We start from the raw sequence: 18,971 nt of genomic DNA on the forward strand, positions 1-18,971 counted from the left end.
CACCATGACATCGATTGCTCCGCACACGCCCGCTCTCACCTCTCGCCTGCCCAAGGTCGGCACCACCATATTCACCGTCATGTCCGCGCTGGCCACCGAGCACGGTGCGGTGAATCTGGGGCAAGGCTTTCCCGACTTCCACTGCGACCCGGCGCTGCTCGACGCGGTCACGCAGGCCATGCAGGCCGGCCACAACCAGTACCCGCCCATGCCGGGAGCCCTGGCTTTGCGCCAGGCCATGGCCAGCAAGATGCAGGCGCTCTACGGCCTGGCCTGCGACCCGGCGACCGAAATCACCGTGACGGCGGGTGCGACGCAAGCCATCCTGACCGCCATTCTGGCCGTGGTGCAGCCCGGCGACGAGGTCATCGTGCTCGAGCCTTGCTATGACAGCTACGTACCGAACATCGAGCTTGCGGGCGGTGTGGCGGTGCGCGTGCCGCTCACACCCGGCAGCTTCCGGCCGGATTTCGACCGCATTGCTGCGGCGATCACGCCGCGCACCCGCGCCCTGCTGATCAACAGCCCTCACAACCCCAGCGGCATGGTCTGGAGCGAGACCGACATGCGGCGCCTCGAGGCGATGCTGGCGCCCACCGACGTGCTGCTGATCAGCGACGAGGTCTATGAACACATGGTGTTCGATGGCCAGGCGCACCAGAGCGCGGCGCGCTTTCCCGGCCTGGCGGCGCGCGCCTTCATCGTCAGCAGCTTCGGCAAGACCTACCACGTGACCGGCTGGAAAATTGGCACGGTGGTGGCGCCCGCCCCGCTCACGGCCGAATTCCGCAAGGTGCACCAGTTCAACGTGTTCACCGTGAACACGCCCATGCAGCACGCACTGGCCGCCTACATGGCCGACCCGGCGCCCTATCTCGAGCTCGCGGCCTTCTACCAGCGCAAGCGCGACCTGTTCCGAGAAGGACTCGCCACGACGCGCTTCCGGCTCCTTCCCGGCGAAGGCACCTACTTCCAGTGCGTGGACATCTCAAACCTCGCGGTGCCCGAGCGCGACCTGCCCGAAGGGGACTTCTGCCAGTGGCTCACGCGGGAGATTGGCGTGGCCGCCATTCCGCTGTCGGCCTTCTATGGTGATGGCTTCGACCAGCGCGTGGTGCGCTTCTGCTTTGCCAAGAAGGACGAGACCCTGCGCGAGGGCATCAAGCGCCTCGCCAGTCTCTGAATCTCAGCACCTGACCGGGTTGCGACAGTAGCGGTCGAGCTCGCGCACGGAGGTCTGCCGCGCCACCGCCTGACGTGCATTGGGTACCTCGAGGCTCAGCTTCATTTCGTACTTCTTGAAGAAGTCATCGAACAACTCGCCGCCCAGCGTGCCGGTGGCGGTGAGGGTGTCGCTCTTGAGGTCGTGTTCCATCAACACGGCACACAAGGGCTGCTCTGCCGGACCGTTGAGCACCTGCGCGCCACGCGCCGGGTCGTACTGACTGTGGTCTGCGCAGCAGTGGATCAGGTCATTGCCCTTGCTCGGTGTCTGCGGGTTGATGACCGCACCCCTGCGAAAACTGATGAAGCTCAGGTCCTTTGTCGGGTACACGAGCTTGTGCGCACAGATGGCCGAAAACGCCACCAGGCTGCGCCGGGGCCCGACGCCACCGGGCCATTCGTAGCGCTGTTTGTCGCGCGTCTGCAGCGGGGTGGGCAATGCCGCCTTTCCCAGGTCCAGCAGAAAGACGGGGGTGGCCTCGAACGGGTAGTGAAAGATGTAGTTGGTCTGCGGCTTCAGGCTGGAGGCCTTGAGCGGCTTACCGAACTCATCGAGCAACTGCACGCGCCCATAGGACCTGGGCCTGGCGTCGGCCGCCCAGGCACTGCTGGCGAGGGCGGCCGCCAGGGATCCGCCGCTCAACGCACAAGCTTCCACGAATTCGCGCCGATCCATCCTTCCGTCTCCTATGCAATCACTGACATGCGATTTTCTCCAGTGAAACGCATCTGACCTGCCGTTGTCAACACGCGAGCACCGCCACGAATTGGCATCAGCGGTGCAGCTCGCACGGTGTGAAGCGGGCCGCACAAGCGCACGACCGTGGTGCAACCCTTGCGCGACAAGGGTCAATACATCGTCCAGACGGCCGATTTGCCTGCCATCACCGGGTGCCCGGATGTCCTCTGCGTACCTGCCTTTTCTGTTTTTCTTTTGGAGATGCATTTCATGAAGGTCCCGTTCACCTCCCTTCGCACCGCAGGTGTGCGCCGCCGTTCCCTGCTCTGGCAGGTCGGTGCTGCGCTGGCCCTGGGGGGAGTCGTCTGGAGCGTCAGCCCGCACGTGCACGCCGCACCCAGTGCCACTGTGGTCGAGGCGGTCCAGTTGCCGGCCTGGGTCGAACGCAACGGCCAGCGCCGCCCGGCCGAACCGGGTGCGACGCTGCGCGCCAATGACAAGGCCATCACGGCCAGCGGCTCGCGCATGCTGCTGCGCATGGACGACAAGAGCACGATCAAGCTGGGTGAACAGAGCGAGTTCCTGATCCAGTCGATCGACACCGCCCGCGAAAGCGCCACCGCGCCCAGTGAACAGAAAAGCGCGTTCAAGCTGGTCACCGGCGTGTTCCGCTACGCCACCGACTACACCAGCAAGGCACTGGGCAACAAGCGCGAGCTCAACCTGGAAGTGGCCACCGCCACCGTGGGTATTCGCGGCACCGATTTCTGGGCCATGACCGACGCCGCGCACGACGCCGTCTGCGTCTTCGACGGCAAGGTCGAAGTGGTGCGGGATGGCAAACCGGGCATTGAACTGGAAAAGCCCGGTGCGTTCTGGGTGGTGTTCACAGGCCAGCCCGAGAAACCCGCTGGCCAGGCCACGCCCGAGCAGCTGGCGAAGTTCATCGGTCAGGCTGAAATGCATCCCGGCCATGGCGTGCTGCTGCAAGGCGGCCGCTGGCGCGCCGTGGCAGGCACGCTGTCGAGCGTGAACGAGGCTGCTGCGCTGCGCACACGGCTGCAGGCAGCGGGCTACCCGGCGGAAATGGTGGCCCGGGACGGCCGCCACGAGGTCCGCATCAACCGGTTCGCGACCCGTGAAGACGCCGAAGCGGTTGTCAAGCGCCTGCAGGCCGACGCCGCGCTGGGCGTTCGTGAAGGCCGCGCGACGCTCGCAACGAACTGACCCCGGTTTCTGCGGCCCGGCTCACGCGCTGAGCTGGGCCCAGGCCTTGTCCAGTCGCTTCACGCTCACGGGCTGCGGCGTGCGCAGCTCCTGCGCGAAGAAGCTCACCCTCAGCTCCTCCAGCAGCCAGCGCAGCTCCTGCAGACGGGCATCCTGCACGCCCTTGCGCTCGGCCACCAGCCGCCAGAAGCGCTGGTCCTGCGGACGCAGTTCGGCCAGCCTGGTGGCATCGCGTGCCGGATCGGCGCGCAGCTTGTCCAGCCGCAACTGCACCGCCTTGAGATAACGCGGCAGGTGCTGCAGTTGCGCGTAGGGCGTCTGCAACAGAAAACGTTTGGGCATGAGGCGTTGCAGCTGTTGCGTGATGTCAGTTGCCACCTCGGCGTGGGGCTTGCTGTCCTTGAGCTTGCGAGCAGCCGCGGCGTACTCGGCCAGCACGGTGCCCGCCATGCGCGCGATCTCGTTGGCGATCAGCGTGAGGCGGCCCCGCCCTTCTTCCACCCGCCGCTTGAACGCGGCTGCGTCGGTGGGCAGCGGATTCCCAAGAAAGGCCCGATCCAGCGCAAGCTCGAGGATCTGCGACCGCAGCTCCTCCAGGGTGCCTCCCCCGCCTGACTCCTTGCCCACCTGCATGTAGGCCACGCCCATGGCCTGAAGGCCAGGCAGGTTTTTCTCCAGGTACTTCAGGGCGTCGCGAATCTGCAGCGCGAAGAGGCGGCGCAGTCCCTCGCGATGACGGGCCTGCGCCACGTCCGGTTCGTCGAACACTTCGATACGCACGGCATCGCCGTCGTCCACCAACGCGGGGAAGCCGATCAGCGTCTGCTGCCCCTGACGGATTTCCATCAATTCGGGCAACTCGCCAAAGTCCCAGGTCAGGTGGCGCTGCGCGGCGTTCACGCTCGCGGCCGGCGGAGCGGCGGCCTTGGACGCAACCGGTGTCGCGCTGCGCTTCGCTGGGCCAGCGGGGACGTCGGCCGGCGCGGCCCGCAAGCCCTCCATCTTGAGCGAAGCAAGTGCCTGGAAGGCCCCCCTTGCCTGCGCCCCGAGCTCTGCCTTGAGCGCTGCCAGATTTCGGCCCTGGCCCAGCTGTCGACCATGCTCGTCCACCACGCGCAAATGCATGAAGTGGTGGGGGCTCAGCATGTCCACCTTGATGTCGTTGCGCTGGATGTCGAGTTGGGTGGCCTCGCGCACCAGCTTCAGAACGGCATCCATCAAGTTGCCGGACGCAAAGGCGGCGGGCTCGCACAGCTTCTGGGCAAAGCGTTCGGCCGTGGCCGGCAGCGGCACCAGCCGCGATCGCGGCCGCTGGTGCAAGGTCTTCAGCAGCGCCAGCACCTTTTCCTTCAGCATGCCCGGCACCAGCCAGTCGCAGCGGTCTTCGCTGGCCTGGTTGAGCGCGAAGATGGGCAGCGTGACCGACAGGCCGTCGCGAGGATCGCCCGGTTCATGCAGATAGGCGCAGGCGCAGTCAACACCGCCCAGGCGAAGGGTTTTCGGGAAGGTCTGCGTGGTGATGCCCGCCGCTTCATGGCGCATCAGCTCTTCGCGGGTGAGCAGCAGGAGCTTGGGGTTCTGCCGCACCGCATCGCGGTACCAGCGTTCGAAGCTGGCGCCGGTGCAGATGTCCGCCGGCACCTGCAGGTCGTAGAAAGCGTAGATCAGCTCGTCGTCGACCAGCACGTCTTGCCGGCGCGACTTGTGCTCCAGTTCCGCCACCTGGCGCACCAGCTTCTGGTTAGCCGCCAGAAACGGCAGGCGCGTGTCCCATTCCCCGGCCACCAGGGCCTCGCGGATGAAGATCTCGCGTGCCCCGGCCGGGTCCACGCGGCCGTAGTCGGTGCGGCGGTTGTTGTAGACCACCAGCCCGTACAGCGTGGCGCGCTCCAGCGCCGTCACCTGCGCGGCCTTTTTCTCCCAGTGCGGATCCAGCAGCTGCTTCTTGATGAGGTGCCCGCCCACCTGCTCCAGCCAGAGCGGCTCGATGGCGGCGATACCGCGTCCGAACAGGCGGGTGGTTTCCACCAGTTCGGCGCAGACGATCCAGCGCCCTGGCCGCTTGCTGAGGTTGGCCCCGGGATGGCGGTGGAACTTGATGCCGCGGGCGCCGAGGTAGACGTCTTCGGTCTCATGCTTCTGGCCCACGTTGCCCAGCAAGCCCGACAGCATCGCCAGGTGCAGGTGTTCATAGCTGGCGGGGCTGTCGTTCAGACGCCACTTGTGCTCGGCCACGACGGTGTGCAGCTGGCTGTGGATGTCGCGCCATTCGCGCACGCGCCGCACGTTGATGAAGTTCTCGCGCAGCACGTTCTCGTACTGGCGGTGACTGAGCTTGTGGTCCTTGCCGTGGCCACCCTTGGTGTCTTCCAGCCACTTCCAGAGCTTGAGGGTGCCGCTGAATTCGCTCTTTTCATCGTCGAACTTGGCGTGGGCCTGATCGGCCTGCGCCTGCTTGTCGAGCGGACGGTCGCGCACGTCCTGCACGCTCAGTGCCGAGGCGATCACGAGCACCTCGTCGAGCGCGCCACGCTTCTGTGCCTCCAGGATCATGCGGCCCACACGCGGATCCAGCGGCAGGCGCGACAGTGTCTGTCCGATCAACGTGAGCTCGTTGGTCTCGTCCACGGCGTTGAGCTCGGCCAGCAACTGATAACCATCCACGATGGCGCGCCGCTGCGGTGCCTCGATGAAGGCGAAGTCCTCCACCGCGCCCAGGTGCAGGGCCTTCATGCGCAGGATGACGCCTGCCAGTGAGCTGCGCAGGATCTCGGGATCGGTGAACGCCGGGCGGGCACCGAAGCCGGCCTCGTCGTACAACCGGATCGCGATACCGTCCGCAACGCGACCACAGCGCCCGGCACGCTGGTTGGCTGCAGCCTGACTGATGGGCTCCACCAGCAACTGCTCCACCTTCTGGCGAAAGCTGTAGCGCTTCACGCGCGCGGTGCCCACGTCGATCACGAAACGGATGCCCGGCACGGTGAGCGAGGTCTCGGCGACGTTGGTCGAGAGCACGATGCGGCGCCCGCTGTGGTCCTGGAAGATGCGGTCCTGCTCGGCCTGCGAGAGCCGGGCGAACAGCGGCAGCACCTCGGCATGGCGAAGTGTGGGCACATGGCTCAGGTGCTTGCGCAGGTGGTCGGCGGCCTCGCGGATTTCGCGCTCACCCGGCAGGAACACCAGGATGTCGCCGCCGGCAGGGCCCCGCCAGAGTTCGTCCACCGCGTCGGCAATGGCGTTGTTCAGATCGTAGTCGCGGCTTTCCTCGAACGGGCGCCAGCGCACCTCCACCGGGAAAGTGCGGCCCGACACCATGAGCACCGGTGCCGGCCCCTTGGCCGAGGCGAAATACTGCGCAAAGCGGTCGGCATCGATGGTGGCGGAAGTGACCACGACCTTCAGGTCGGGCCGGCGGGGCAGCAGTTGCCGGAGGTAGCCGAGCAGGAAGTCGATGTTCAGGCTGCGCTCGTGCGCCTCATCGATGATGATCGTGTCGTACGCCCGCAGCTCGGGGTCCGTCTGCGTCTCGGCGAGCAGGATGCCATCGGTCATCAGCTTCACCGAGGCGTCTTTCGACAGACGGTCCTGGAAGCGAACCTTGTAGCCCACGACCTCCCCCAGCGGTGTCTTGAGTTCCTCGGCAATGCGCTTGGCCACGCTGGAGGCTGCAATACGCCGGGGCTGGGTATGACCGATGAGTTGCCCGCGCTGACCAGGCTTGGCGTTGCAGCGCCCCCGGCCCATGGCCAGTGCGATCTTGGGCAGCTGCGTGGTCTTGCCCGACCCGGTCTCGCCACAGACGATGACCACCTGGTGGTCGCGCATCGCCGCCTCGATCTCGTGGCGGCGGGCCGAGACGGGCAGCGTTTCCGGAAATTCGATGTGCAGCGGCGTGGAGGACAAGTGAGGAACTTCGGTCAAAATCGGGCAACCGGTCATTATCCGCGCCCGGCCCATTGCCCGCCTGCCATTCGCCCATGTCCACTGTCTTCAACTTCACCTTTGTCCCCTGGTTCCGCTCGGTCGCACCGTATATCCACAAGCACCGTGGCAACACCATCGTGGTGGGCATCGCGGGTGAAGCCATTGCCGCCGGCAAACTGGAAAAGCTGGCACAGGATCTCGCACTGATCCAGAGCATGGGCGTGGACATCGTGCTGGTGCATGGCTTTCGACCTCAGGTGAACGAGCAATTGCGCCTCAAGGGCCACGAGGCTAAGTACTCGCACGGCATGCGCATCACGGACGAGGTGGCGCTGGACTGCGCCCAGGAGGCGGCAGGCCAGTTGCGCTACGAGATCGAGGCCGCCTTCAGTCAGGGCCTGCCCAACACACCCATGGCAGGCGCCACCGTGCGGGTGATCTCCGGCAACTTCATCACCGCGCGCCCCGTGGGCCTCATCGACGGCGTGGACTTCATCCATTCCGGCCTGGTGCGCAAGGTCGATACCGACGGCATCCAGCGCACACTGGACATGGGCGCGATGGTGCTCCTCTCGCCGTTCGGCTTTTCACCCACCGGCGAGGCCTTCAACCTCACCATGGAAGACGTGGCCACTTCGGTGGCCGTGGCCCTGCAGGCCGACAAGCTGATGTTCCTGACCGAGGTGCCCGGTATCCGTGTGGACCAGAACGATCCGGAAAGCGACATCGACACCGAGTTGCCGCTGGCGGACGCCAAGAAGATGCTGGCCGCCCTGCCTTCTGCCGCCCAGCCGACCGACACCGCGTTCTACCTGCAGCATTGCATCCGTGCCTGCGAAGGTGGTGTGGACCGCAGCCATATCCTCCCGTTCTCGGTTGACGGCGCACTGCTGCTGGAGATCTACACCCACGATGGCATTGGCACCATGGTGGTCGACGAGAAACTGGAAAGTGTGCGCGAGGCGACCATGGACGATGTGAGTGGCATCGTGGCGCTGATCGAGCCGTTCGAGAAGGACGGCACCCTGGTCAAGCGCGACCGCACCGAGATCGAACGCGACGCGGGCAACTACACCATCATCGAGCACGACGGTGTGATCTTCGGCTGTGCCGCGCTCTACCCCTATCCGGAAGAGCGCACGGGCGAGATGGCGGCACTCACCGTGTCACCCCAGACGCAGAGCCAGGGTGACGGCGAGCGGTTGCTCAAGCGCATCGAGACGCGGGCCAAGGCCCAGGGTCTTCAGAGCATCTTCGTCCTGACGACGCGCACCATGCACTGGTTCGTCAAGCGCGGTTTCGTACAGGTCAGCGCTGACTGGCTGCCGGAGGCCCGCAAGCGCAAGTACAACTGGGACCGAAAGAGCCAGGTGCTGGTGAAGAAACTCAGCTGAAGACCCCTGGCCGGGGCCGCCTCAAGTCAGGCGGCGGGTCGCTTCACCCACAGGGCCACGGCCAGCACGCTGATGGCGGAGAAGCACAGAAAAGACCAGTTTGCGATCGACAGGCCGAGAAAGGTCCAGTCGATCACCGAGCAATCGCCACTGCCGCGGAAGATCATGGGGATCGCGCGGCGCAGCGGGAAGGCCTCGATCATCCCGAAGAAGTCGCGCCCGCAGCTCATGATTTCGGGCGGGTTCCACTGCAGCCAGCTCTGGCGCGCGGCGGTGAATGCACCGAAAACCGCGAGCACCCCCATCAGACCCACGCCGGCGTAGCGGGCGGTGCGATGACGGAACAGCGCTGCAATACCCGCCACCACGGCCACACCCACCAGCGCATAGCGCTGCACGATGCACATGGGGCACGGCTCGAGCCCCACCACGTGCTGCAGATACAGGCCGAAGGCCAGCAGGGCCACACAGGCGGCCGCGACAAGACCCAGGATGCGCCTGGGCTGGCTCGTCAGGGGCGAAGGTTGGCCGGGAGAGAAGATGGCAATCAAGAGAAATCCAGAAGAAGGGAGATGGGCGCCGCCGGGCGGGACAGATCACTGAGCCCGGCAGTCTGCCGCAAGTTCCCTCGCCTCAGCTGACGAAGGCGCGCTCGATGACGAAATCGCCCGGCGTGGTGGTGTTGCCCTCCTTGAAGCCGCGTTTCTCGCACAGCGCCTTGAGGTCGCGCAACATCTCGGGGCTGCCGCAGATCATCACGCGGTCTTCGGCCGGGTTGAGGGGCGGAATGCCCAGGTCCTTGGCGATCACCCCATCGCCCAGCAACTGGGGAATGCGACCCTGGTGGATGAACGGCTCGCGGGTGACGGTGGGGTAATACAGCAATTTCTGTTGCACGGCCTCGCCCAGGAACTCGTCGTGCCGCAGTTGTTCCGTGATCAGCTCGCGGTACGCCAGCTCCTTGACCTGACGCACGCCGTGAATCAGCACGACCTGCTCGAAGCGCTCATAGGTTTCCGGGTCGCGGATGATGCTGAGAAAAGGCGCCAGTCCGGTGCCGGTGCCCAGCAGGTACAGGCGCTTGGCAGGCAGCAGGTAGTCGATCAGCAGCGTGCCGGTGGGCTTGCGGCCCACGATGATGCTGTCACCGACCTGGATGTGCTGCAGCCGCGACGTGAGCGGACCATCCTGCACCTTGATGCTCAGGAACTCGAGGTGATCGGCCCAGTTCGGGCTGACGATGCTATACGCGCGCAGCAGCGGTTTCTCGTTCACCCTCAGGCCGATCATGGTGAAGTGGCCGTTGGAAAAGCGCAGCGAGGTGTCGCGCGTGGTCGTGAAGCTGAACAGCCGGTCGGTCCAGTGGTGAACGCTGAGGACGCGCTCTTCCAGAAATGCACTCATGAGAAATCCTGATGGGGTCGAACCCCGTATTGTAAAAAGTCGGGCCGGTCTGGCGGCTGGCGGGGAATCGGCTGGCCCCACCGACGTGGCGGGCACCGAAACCTTGCTACAGTGGCGGGTTGCCCGGCCCCGAGCCCGCTCCCGACATTGGCGCAATGGCGCCGACGAACCAGGAGCCCACGGATCATGCCGACGATCGGCCAGATCGGGAACGAATTATTTCTTCAGTTCGTTATAACCAATCCATCTAACCCACATTTCCAAGGAACGCCCGTCATGGCACGCACCATCCACTGCATTAAGCTCGGCAAGGAAGCCGAAGGCCTGGACTTTCCGCCCTATCCTGGGGAAATGGGCAAGCGCCTCTACGAGAACGTCAGCAAGGAAGCCTGGGCGGCCTGGCTCAAGCACCAGACCATGCTGCTGAATGAAAACCGCCTGAATCTGGCCGACGCGCGCGCGCGCCAGTACCTGGCCCGCCAAATGGAAAAGCACTTCTTTGGCGAAGGTGCCGACGCTGCCGCGGGCTTTGTGCCTCCTCCGGCCGACGGCCGCTGAGCCCTGTGGCGCGGCACGCCACCCGCGCCCATCCCCGTGACCCCATCCCAAGCACGCCATGCCCTGGTGATTGGCGCCGGTCTGGCAGGTGCCGCGGTTTGCGCCGCGCTGGCGCGGCGCGGCTGGCGACTCACCCTCCTGGATGCCGCCAGCGGCCCCGCTCAGGGCGCTTCTGCCTTGCCCGTGGGCATGCTCAGCCCACACGTCACGCGAGCGCCCACGCCCCTGTCCCGGCTATCTGCCCTGGGCGTCACCGCCACACTGGCCGAGCTGCAGCGCCTGATACCCCAAGGCCAGGGTTGGCAGGCCTGCGAGGTGGACAACCTGGGGCACGACCCTGGCCGATGGCCCGCGGCTTTGGTGCGTCCGGCGGCGCTGGTGCAGGCCTGGTTGTCGGAAGCGATGCAGCACGGCGACGTGGCCTGTCACTGGCACACACCGGTGCCCCGCCTGATTCGCACGCCTCACGGCTGGCAGGCCATGAATGCCGAAGGTGCCTGCGTGGGGCAAGCGCCCGTTGCGGTGGTGACGGCAGCCTACGGAAGCCACCACCTGCTTGCCGATGAAGCCGCGTTGATGGATCCGTCAGCCCTGCCCTTGCGCCCTGTCAAAGGCCAGATGAGTCTGGCGGCACAGCACGGCGCACCCAGGGCCGAGAGGCCACGCCGGGACAATGGCGTGTTCGTGCCGCTCTATGAAGATGCCGGGCTTGCCCCCCGATGGCCGGCCCGGATCTGGGCCATGGGATCGACGTACGACCGGGGAGCCAACGACACAACACTCAATGACCTGGCGCATGCGCGCAACGCCGAGAGCCTGGATGCGATCTGCCCCCTGGCGGCGGCGGATCTCCGCGAAGCTCTCGCGAAGGGTGAGCTCCAGGGCTGGGCCCAGGTGCGCTGTGCCTCGCTGGATCGGCTGCCGCTGGCCGGTGCCGTGCCGGACACCGATGCCTTGCAAAGGTTCATGGCAGAGGCCGGCCACCGGCGCGGCCGCGTACGGCTGGATGAGACACCACGCCATCCCGGGCTTTACATGCTCGCGGCACTGGGTTCGCGTGGCATCACGCTGGCCCATTGGTGCGCCAGCCGCCTGGCGGCCACCATGGATGGTGAAACACCCGCGTCGCAGGAAGAAGCCGAGCTGCTGAGATCCATCGATCCGGCCCGGTTTGCCTGGAAACAGGCGCGTCGCCAGCCTGCCGGTCAGTTCAGATCAGATCCAGCCACTCAGACACCTGGCGGGGCTGGAACGGGCGCTGCAGCAACGCGGTAATGCCCACACGGTGCGCATCGCGGCGCACCCGGCGCCGCCGCCACCAACCGGCCAGCGGTCCTGCCAACTCGGTTGTGGCAAGGGTCATCGCCTTCGGGTTGCGCTGGATGAAGTCCCGCATGAGCGACCAGACGTCGATCCGGTGGTCGTCCAGATTGAACACGCCGCACACATAGCGGTTGCGCTCCATGAGTTCCAGCGCGCTCTCGGTGCCGATCACTTCGTCCACCAGGCCCACGCCGGCCAGGGCCAGGCGGGAACGCAGGTAGGTGCCCTCCTCGTCTTCCGCACCCACCACCAGCGCACGCCGCACCGTCTCGGCGGGCTCCACCGAGGTCATGTCCATGTCCAGATCCAGGTCCAGCGGTGAAGGGGCGGTCACATCGAAGTCGAGCAGACCAGAGTCGACCTGCCGCGCGGCGAACACAAGGTCGAGATCGTGCAACACGGCGGCCCACTCGATGGGCCGGTCCAACACGCGCCAGGCATGTTCAGGCGCATCGGGCCCCACCCAGATCAACCGCTGCCCGGGCGGCATTTCCTTGGCATGGGACAGCACGGCCTCGAGGCTTTCACCGTCCACCAGCGCCACCTGCGCCACCCCCGCGGGTATCACCGTACCAGGCGCGGCCAGCGGCACCCAGGGGGCATAAGAAAGTTCGCGTTCCTGGGACAGCCGGAAGACGGTGTTGAGCGCATGGCGTTCCACGTCGGAGAAGCCGACCACGCTGACCAGAATGCGCTGTTTTTGCATGGCCGGGATGTTACGCCGAGCAGGCCGATGCGCGGTCGACCCCACTGGACAAGCGGGCATCTGACGTGCAATTCAACACAGCGTGCATTTTCTTATGCGCAGGAGATATATACCCATGAACAAAAAATCGTTTGGGATATATCAATGCATCCCTACAGTCATGCCCATGCCTGACATCGCCATCATCCTGGCCGGATTCGCTGTGGGACTCATCGTGGGTCTCACTGGCGTGGGTGGCGGTTCGCTCATGACGCCCATTCTGATCTTCTTTTTCGGCGTCAAGCCTTACCTCGCGGTCGGCACCGACCTGCTGTTCGCCGCATTCACCAAGATGGGCGGCACGCTGAGCCTGGCCAGGCAGAAGCTGGTGCCGTGGCGGGTGGTCGCGCAACTCAGCGCAGGCAGCCTGCCAGCCGCCGTGTTGACGCTGCTGGTGTTGCGCCACCTGGGTCCCACCAGCGCTGCGGTGCAGTCGCTGATGACCAACACCCTCGGTGTGGCGCTGCTGCTGACGGCCGCCGCCATGCTTTACAAGACGGTGCGGGGTCGCCAGTTGCCACGGCATCTGCCCCAAAGCCAGCTCGACCGCGCCACGCATGCGCGCCACTGGAGCCTGCCCGTGCTGTTCGGTGCGGTGATCGGTACCCTGGTCACGCTCACGTCGGTGGGCGCTGGTGCGATCGGTGTGTCGGTACTGTTGCTGCTTTTTCCGCTGCTTCCTTTGCCTCGCATCGTGGCGGCCGACATCGCCTACGCGGTCCCGCTCACGCTGGTGGCGGGCCTGGGCCACGCCAGTCTGGGCTCCGTGGACTGGCCCTTGCTGGTCAAGCTGCTGGCAGGTTCGCTGCCCGGCATCTGGCTGGGCACGCGTCTGATGCGCCACACACCCGAACGCCTGGTGCGTTCCGCCTTGTCGGTGTTGCTCGCCTATGCGGGCACGAAGCTGATTGCCTTTTGATTTCTGAAGACCCACGAGAACGATGTACCAATATTCCGACTTCGACCGCCAGTTCGTTCGCCTGCGCGCCGCCCAGTACCGCGACCAGTTGACCCGCTGGCAGGCCGGCACACTGGGCGATGACGAGTTCAAGCCACTGCGTCTGCAGAACGGCTGGTATGTGCAGCGGTTCGCGCCCATGCTGCGGGTGGCCGTGCCCTACGGCGAAATCTCCAGCCCGCAGTTGCGCGTGCTCGCAAAGATCGCGCGGGACTTCGACCACAAGGAAGAGAACGACGTTTCCAAAGCCAATGCCGGCCTGTCCGAAGTGCCCACGCTACCCGACCGCACGGGGCACTTCACCACGCGCCAGAACGTGCAATACAACTGGATTCCGCTGTCGCGCTCGGCCGATGTGATGGACCTGCTCGCCAGCGTCGGCATGCACGGCATCCAGACCAGCGGCAACTGCATCCGCAACATCACCACCGACGCGCTGGCCGGCATCGCTGTCGACGAGGTGGCCGATCCTCGCCCCTTCGCCGAGATCCTGCGCCAGTGGAGCACGCTGCACCCTGAGTTCGCTTTCCTGCCGCGCAAGTTCAAGGTGGCCATCACCGGCGCGCGAGAAGACCGCGCAGCCACACCGTGGCACGACGTGGGTCTGCGCCTGCTGCGCAATGTCGACGGCGAACTGGGCTTCCAGGTGCGCGTGGGCGGGGGCATGGGCCGCACGCCCATCATCGGCAGCGTGATCCGCGAGTTCCTGCCGTGGAACCAGATCCTCAATTACCTCGAAGCCGTGGTGCGTGCCTACAACCGCTTCGGCCGCCGCGACAACATCTACAAGGCCCGCATCAAGATCCTCGTGAAAGCCGAGGGCCAGGCCTTCACCGATCAGGTGGAAGCCGAGTACCGCGACATCATCGACAAGGACGGCGCACCGCACACCATCAGCCAGGCCGAGCTGGACCGCGTGACCGCCTTCTTCGTACCGCCCGCACTCAACTGCGACCGCAAGAGCGCCGACGCCAAGATCGCGCACATCCTCAAGGCGGCCGCAGAGGACGACCTGGAGTTCAGCCGCTGGCTGCAGCAGAACGTCAAACCACACCAGAACCCGGATCTGCGCGCCGTCACGCTGTCGTTCAAGCGCTTCGGCCAGGCGCCCGGCGATGCCACGGCCGAGCAACTCGAACGTGCTGCCGACCTGGCCGAGCGCTTCTCTGCCGGTGAGGCCCGCGTGACGCACGAGCAGAACCTGCTGCTGCCCTGGGTGCGTTGCGACCAGTTGCCCGAACTCTGGCGCGAGGCGCGTCGCCTGGGCCTGGCCAAGCCGAACATCGGCCTGCTCACCGACATGATCGCCTGCCCCGGCGGCGACTTCTGCGACCTGGCCAACGCACGTTCGCTGCCGCTGGCACAAGCCATTCTGGGCCGGTACAAGGATCTGGACGAACTGCACGACCTCGGCGAGATCGACCTGCATATAAGCGGCTGCATCAACTCCTGCGGCCACCACCACAGCGGCCACATCGGCATCCTGGGCGTCGACAAGGACGGCCAGGAGTGGTACCAGGTCACGCTCGGCGGCTCGGACGGCACGCGCCTGTCTGGCGAAGCCATCCCCGGCAAGGTGATCGGCCCGTCCTTCGCGGCCAGCGAAGTGCCCGATGTGATCGAGGCACTGCTCGACACCTACCGCGCCCAGCGAAAGAGTGGCGAGACCTTCCTGGCAACCCTGCGCCGCACCGGCCCCGATGCCTTCAAGACCGCCGCCAACGCGGTTCGCACGAGCACGGCCCGCGCCGCTGCCTGAGGAACAACTTCATGAGTCAGAACGCCCTTCAACTCTTCAGCGCCGATGCCTTCTCCGCCCCCGAAGCAGAAGCGCAACGCCTCGCGATCGCGAACGACGCAGATCCCCGGGAGGCGGATCTCACCGGCATCACGGTCGTCGAACTGCATTTCCCGAAGTTCAGTGATGGCCGCGCCTTCAGCCAGGCTTTTCTGTTGCGCCGCCGGCTCGGCTTCACCGGCCAGATCCGCGCAACGGGCGACGTGCTGATCGACCAGCTGGTGCAGATGCAGCGCAGTGGCTTCACCCAGGCTGTGCTGCGCGCCGACCAGAACCTGGCCCACGGCCAGGCACTGCTGTCGCACTACCCCGCCTTCTACCAGGGCGATGCCGTGCACACCACGCCGCACTTCGCCGAAGCCGCCTGAGCACCGAGAGCCGACACCATGAGCGCCATCGATCTCACACGCGTCAACAACGAGCTGGGCCGCAACGCCGCCGGACTGGTGGAGTGGGCGCTCGGTCTGGACCAGCCAGCCATCGTCACCACCAATTTCCGCCCCTTCGAGGCCGTCATCCTGCATCTGGTCACGCGCGTGAAGCCCGATGTGCCGGTGGTCTGGATGGACAACGGCTACAACACCGAAGCCACCTACCGCTTTGCCGACGAAGTGACCCGCCAGCTGGATCTGAACCTTCGCATCTACCTGCCGCGCCGTTCTCGCGCTCACCAGGAGGCCGTGGATGGTCCCGCGCCGGCGCTCGACGACCCGCGCCATGCTGCGTTCACCGAGGAAGTGAAACTGGAGCCCTTTGCCCGCGCGCTTCGCGAGACAGCGCCCAAGGTCTGGTTTACCGCGCTCAGGGCCACGGACACCGCCGTCCGTGCCCAGATGGACCCCGTCAGCATCAACCCGGATGGTTTGATCAAGGTCGCGCCGCTGCTGCACTGGTCGTCCAAAGAACTGCACCAGTACTGCGAGGCCCACGGCCTGCCCAACAACTTCGACTACCTGGACCCGACCAAGGGCGAAGACAACCGCGAATGCGGCCTCCATCTCGCCCACTGAACCCGACTGCCCCATGAACGCCCGAACCGAAACTGCCGTCATCCAGACCGCCTTGCAACGCGCCAACCAGGATCACCACCTGAGCAACGCGCACCTGGACGCACTGGAGGAAGAAACCATCTTCATCCTGCGCGAGGTCGCCGCCGCCTTCGAGCGCCCCGCGCTGCTTTTCTCGGGTGGCAAGGACTCGCTCGTCATGCTCAAGTGCGCCGAGAAAGCCTTTGGCGCCGGCCGGATTCCCTACCCGCTGCTCATGATCGACACCGGTCACAACTTCCCGGAAGTGACCGACTTCCGCGACCTGCGCGCCAAGGAACTGGGTGCGGAACTCATCGTTCGCAGTGTGGAAGACTCGATGGCGCGCGGCACCGTGCGGCTGGCCCACCCCGGTGAGAGCCGCAACGTCCACCAGTCGGTGACGCTGCTGGAAGCGATCGAAGAATTCCGCTTCGACGCGCTGATCGGTGGCGCCCGCCGCGACGAGGAAAAAGCGCGCGCCAAGGAACGCATCTTCAGCCACCGCGACAGCTTCGGCCAGTGGCAGCCCAAAGCGCAGCGCCCCGAACTCTGGACGCTGTTCAACACACGCCTGCAACCGGGCGAACACTTCCGCGTGTTCCCCATCAGCAACTGGACCGAACTGGACGTCTGGCAGTACATCGCACGCGAGAACATCGCCCTGCCCTCCATCTATTACACGCACCAGCGCGAGGTGGTGGACCGGCGTGGCCTGCTCGTGCCCGTCACCGAACTCACGCCCCCGCGCGACGGCGAAACCGTGCAGGTGCGCGACGTGCGCTTTCGCACCGTGGGCGACATCACCTGCACCTGCCCGGTGGAAAGCCTGGCCGCCACGGCCGACGACATCGTGATCGAAACCCTGGCCGCCGAGGTCAGCGAGCGCGGCGCCACGCGCATGGACGACAAAACCAGCGACGCCTCCATGGAGCGCCGCAAGAAGGAAGGTTATTTCTGATGAGCAGCATCACCAGCCCCGTGGCACAAGACACCAGCGCCGCCCTGCGCCTCATCACCTGCGGCAGCGTCGACGACGGCAAGAGCACGTTGATCGGCCGGCTGCTGGTCGACAGCAAGGCCGTGCTGCAGGACCACCTGGCCGGCGTCCAGCGCCATGGCGAGACCGACCTTGCGCTGCTCACCGATGGCCTCTCCGCCGAGCGTGAGCAGGGCATCACCATCGACGTGGCCTACCGCTATTTCAGCACCGAGGCCCGCAAGTTCATCATCGGCGATGCGCCAGGTCACGAGCAGTACACGCGCAACATGGTGACGGCGGCGTCCAGCGCCGACGCCGCGGTGGTGCTGGTGGATGCCACCAAACTGAACTGGGCCGATCCGGCGCTGCAGCTGCTGCCCCAGACCCGTCGCCACAGCCTGCTGCTGAAGTTGCTGCGTGTGCCCTCCGTGGTCTTTGCCATCAACAAGCTCGACGCCGTCGAGGACAGCGCCACGGCCTTCAGCCACATTGCTGCGGCCCTGCGCCAGTTTGCGAAGCAGGCCGGCATTGCCGTGAATGCCATCGTGCCGGTGTCCGCCCTCAAAGGCTGGAACGTGGTCGATGCCAGCGACCAGCCCGGCTGGTGCGGCTACAACGGCCCGACGCTGCTCGAAATACTCGAGGGCCTGCCTGTCACGCCAGCCGACAACACGCTGCCTTTTGCCTTCGCCGTGCAGTGGGTGGAGAAGTTCAGTTCGTCATCCGACACCTCGCAAGGCCGCCGTGTCTTCTGGGGGCGCGTGGCCACCGGCGGCGTGCAACCCGGCCAGGCCATCCGCATCCTCCCCAATGGGCAGACCGCTGTGGTGGCACAGGTTCTCAACCACGTGCGCCACCCACAGGCGGTTCTCGCAGGGCACAGCGCTGGTATCGTCCTCGACCGCGAGGTCGACGTGTCGCGCGGCGACTGGCTGCTGGCGACCGACGATGGCGATAGCCCAGATGCCCTCACGGGCAGCCGTGAAATCCGCGCGACCGTGGCCTGGCTCGACGACGAAACGCTGGTGCCAGGCCGCGTCTACTGGGCACTGCATGGTCACCGCTGGGTGAAGGCCAAGGTCAAGCGCATCGTGCACCGCCTGGACATCCACACCCTGACCGAAGAGGATGCCAGCCAGCTTGAGTCCAATGCCATCGGGCACATCGAACTGGCCCTGCAGGAACCGCTGGCCACGCTGCCTTTCGAGCGTTCGCGCACCCTGGGTTCGCTTGTGCTGGTGGACACCGCCAGCCACCGCACCTCGGGTGCCCTGCTGGTTCGCTGAGTGCCCGCTGACCCTTAACACCGACCCGGGCAAAGGGCATGCGCCCGCCTGGGCCCCAGGGAAACCCTAAAATCCCGGGTTCTACCGATTCCCCCGATCACCATGACCCACGTTGTCTCCGAAGCCTGCATCCGCTGCAAATACACCGATTGTGTGGACGTCTGTCCGGTGGACTGCTTCCGCGAAGGCCCGAACTTCCTCACCATCGACCCGGATGAATGCATCGACTGCGCGGTATGCATTCCCGAGTGCCCGGTGAGTGCCATCTACGCCGAGGAAGATCTGCCCAAGGATCAGCAGCACATGACCGCGATCAACGCCGAACTCGCGCGTCTGCCGGGCTGGAAGAGCATCACCAAGCGCAAGGACCCGCTACCGGACCACGAAGAGTGGAAAGACCGCACGGGCAAGCTGTCGGAACTGATCCGCTGACACGGCCCC

Annotated in this window: 17 protein-coding genes; 12 read left to right on the forward strand and 5 right to left on the reverse strand. The window is 65.8% G+C overall.

The features are described from left to right. Positions 1 to 4: 4 nt before the first annotated feature. On the forward strand, positions 5 to 1,183 hold the full coding sequence (locus tag J2X09_RS19100; RefSeq protein ID WP_204734863.1) for a pyridoxal phosphate-dependent aminotransferase: 1,179 nt from the start codon (positions 5 to 7) through the stop codon (positions 1,181 to 1,183). A gap of 3 nt (positions 1,184 to 1,186) precedes the next feature. Here the strand turns inward: J2X09_RS19100 and J2X09_RS19105 are convergent, their stop codons facing one another. Next, entirely contained in the window at positions 1,187 to 1,900 is a 714-nt protein-coding gene (locus tag J2X09_RS19105; RefSeq protein ID WP_204734864.1) for a Rieske (2Fe-2S) protein, read from the reverse strand. Between the two features lie 273 nt (positions 1,901 to 2,173). On the opposite strand from J2X09_RS19105, the gene J2X09_RS19110 reads away from it, so the two are divergent. Beyond that, positions 2,174 to 3,130, forward strand: coding sequence for a FecR domain-containing protein (locus J2X09_RS19110; RefSeq protein ID WP_204734865.1), 957 nt, complete (start codon positions 2,174 to 2,176; stop codon positions 3,128 to 3,130). A gap of 21 nt (positions 3,131 to 3,151) precedes the next feature. On the opposite strand, the gene hrpA is transcribed toward J2X09_RS19110, so the two are convergent. After that, on the reverse strand, positions 3,152 to 7,072 hold the full coding sequence (gene hrpA, locus J2X09_RS19115) for an ATP-dependent RNA helicase HrpA (RefSeq protein ID WP_204734866.1): 3,921 nt from the start codon (positions 7,070 to 7,072) through the stop codon (positions 3,152 to 3,154). A 38-nt stretch (positions 7,073 to 7,110) separates the two neighbouring features. Between hrpA and argA the strand changes: the two genes are divergently transcribed. Further along, the gene (argA, locus tag J2X09_RS19120; protein WP_204734867.1) at positions 7,111 to 8,451 is read left to right on the forward strand and encodes an amino-acid N-acetyltransferase; all 1,341 of its coding nucleotides are present in this window, start codon (positions 7,111 to 7,113) and stop codon (positions 8,449 to 8,451) included. Positions 8,452 to 8,477: 26 nt separating this feature from the next. On the opposite strand, the gene J2X09_RS19125 is transcribed toward argA, so the two are convergent. Beyond that, positions 8,478 to 8,993 carry a disulfide bond formation protein B gene (locus tag J2X09_RS19125; protein WP_310309107.1) on the reverse strand — a complete coding sequence of 172 codons (516 nt, stop codon included), beginning with the start codon at positions 8,991 to 8,993 and terminating at the stop codon, positions 8,478 to 8,480. Positions 8,994 to 9,084: 91 nt separating this feature from the next. Then, positions 9,085 to 9,855, reverse strand: a complete 771-nt coding sequence (locus J2X09_RS19130; protein ID WP_204734868.1) for a ferredoxin--NADP reductase — start codon at positions 9,853 to 9,855, stop codon at positions 9,085 to 9,087. A 276-nt stretch (positions 9,856 to 10,131) separates the two neighbouring features. Here J2X09_RS19130 and J2X09_RS19135 point away from each other — a divergent pair, with 276 nt between their 5' ends. Both J2X09_RS19135 and J2X09_RS19140 read left to right on the forward strand, forming a co-directional pair. Next, positions 10,132 to 10,413, forward strand: a complete 282-nt coding sequence (locus tag J2X09_RS19135; protein ID WP_204734984.1) for an oxidative damage protection protein — start codon at positions 10,132 to 10,134, stop codon at positions 10,411 to 10,413. A 36-nt stretch (positions 10,414 to 10,449) separates the two neighbouring features. Then, positions 10,450 to 11,688: an FAD-dependent oxidoreductase gene (locus J2X09_RS19140; RefSeq protein ID WP_204734869.1), complete on the forward strand. Its 1,239-nt coding sequence runs from the start codon at positions 10,450 to 10,452 to the stop codon at positions 11,686 to 11,688. On the opposite strand, the gene J2X09_RS19145 is transcribed toward J2X09_RS19140, so the two are convergent. Further along, complete coding sequence (locus J2X09_RS19145) at positions 11,624 to 12,442, reverse strand: hypothetical protein (protein WP_204734870.1); 819 nt, start codon at positions 12,440 to 12,442, stop codon at positions 11,624 to 11,626. The two genes, J2X09_RS19140 and J2X09_RS19145, sit on opposite strands and share 65 nt — an antisense overlap. 166 nt (positions 12,443 to 12,608) lie before the next feature. Here J2X09_RS19145 and J2X09_RS19150 point away from each other — a divergent pair, with 166 nt between their 5' ends. The 7 genes from J2X09_RS19150 (at position 12,609) to fdxA (ending at position 18,962) form a co-directional block, all read left to right on the forward strand. After that, complete coding sequence (locus tag J2X09_RS19150) at positions 12,609 to 13,400, forward strand: sulfite exporter TauE/SafE family protein (protein WP_204734871.1); 792 nt, start codon at positions 12,609 to 12,611, stop codon at positions 13,398 to 13,400. 22 nt (positions 13,401 to 13,422) lie between these two features. Next, a complete protein-coding gene (locus J2X09_RS19155) occupies positions 13,423 to 15,198 on the forward strand; it encodes a nitrite/sulfite reductase (protein ID WP_204734872.1) in 1,776 nt (591 codons plus the stop codon). 11 nt (positions 15,199 to 15,209) lie between these two features. Then, positions 15,210 to 15,605 (forward strand): DUF934 domain-containing protein, encoded by a 396-nt coding sequence (locus tag J2X09_RS19160; RefSeq protein ID WP_204734873.1) that lies wholly within the window; start codon positions 15,210 to 15,212, stop codon positions 15,603 to 15,605. A gap of 18 nt (positions 15,606 to 15,623) precedes the next feature. Further along, on the forward strand, positions 15,624 to 16,247 hold the full coding sequence (locus J2X09_RS19165) for a phosphoadenosine phosphosulfate reductase domain-containing protein (RefSeq protein ID WP_204734874.1): 624 nt from the start codon (positions 15,624 to 15,626) through the stop codon (positions 16,245 to 16,247). 13 nt (positions 16,248 to 16,260) lie between these two features. Continuing rightward, positions 16,261 to 17,223 (forward strand): sulfate adenylyltransferase subunit CysD, encoded by a 963-nt coding sequence (cysD, locus tag J2X09_RS19170; RefSeq protein WP_204734875.1) that lies wholly within the window; start codon positions 16,261 to 16,263, stop codon positions 17,221 to 17,223. Then, positions 17,223 to 18,530, forward strand: a complete 1,308-nt coding sequence (locus J2X09_RS19175; protein ID WP_204734876.1) for a sulfate adenylyltransferase subunit 1 — start codon at positions 17,223 to 17,225, stop codon at positions 18,528 to 18,530. Before cysD ends, J2X09_RS19175 begins: the two co-directional genes overlap by 1 nt. 102 nt (positions 18,531 to 18,632) lie before the next feature. Beyond that, positions 18,633 to 18,962, forward strand: coding sequence for a ferredoxin FdxA (fdxA, locus tag J2X09_RS19180; protein ID WP_204734877.1), 330 nt, complete (start codon positions 18,633 to 18,635; stop codon positions 18,960 to 18,962). The last annotated feature ends 9 nt before the right edge of the window (positions 18,963 to 18,971 follow it).

The sequence above is a fragment of the Hydrogenophaga laconesensis genome (assembly GCF_031457235.1).
In the GTDB taxonomy this organism is placed as follows: Bacteria; Pseudomonadota; Gammaproteobacteria; order Burkholderiales; family Burkholderiaceae_C; genus Hydrogenophaga; species Hydrogenophaga laconesensis.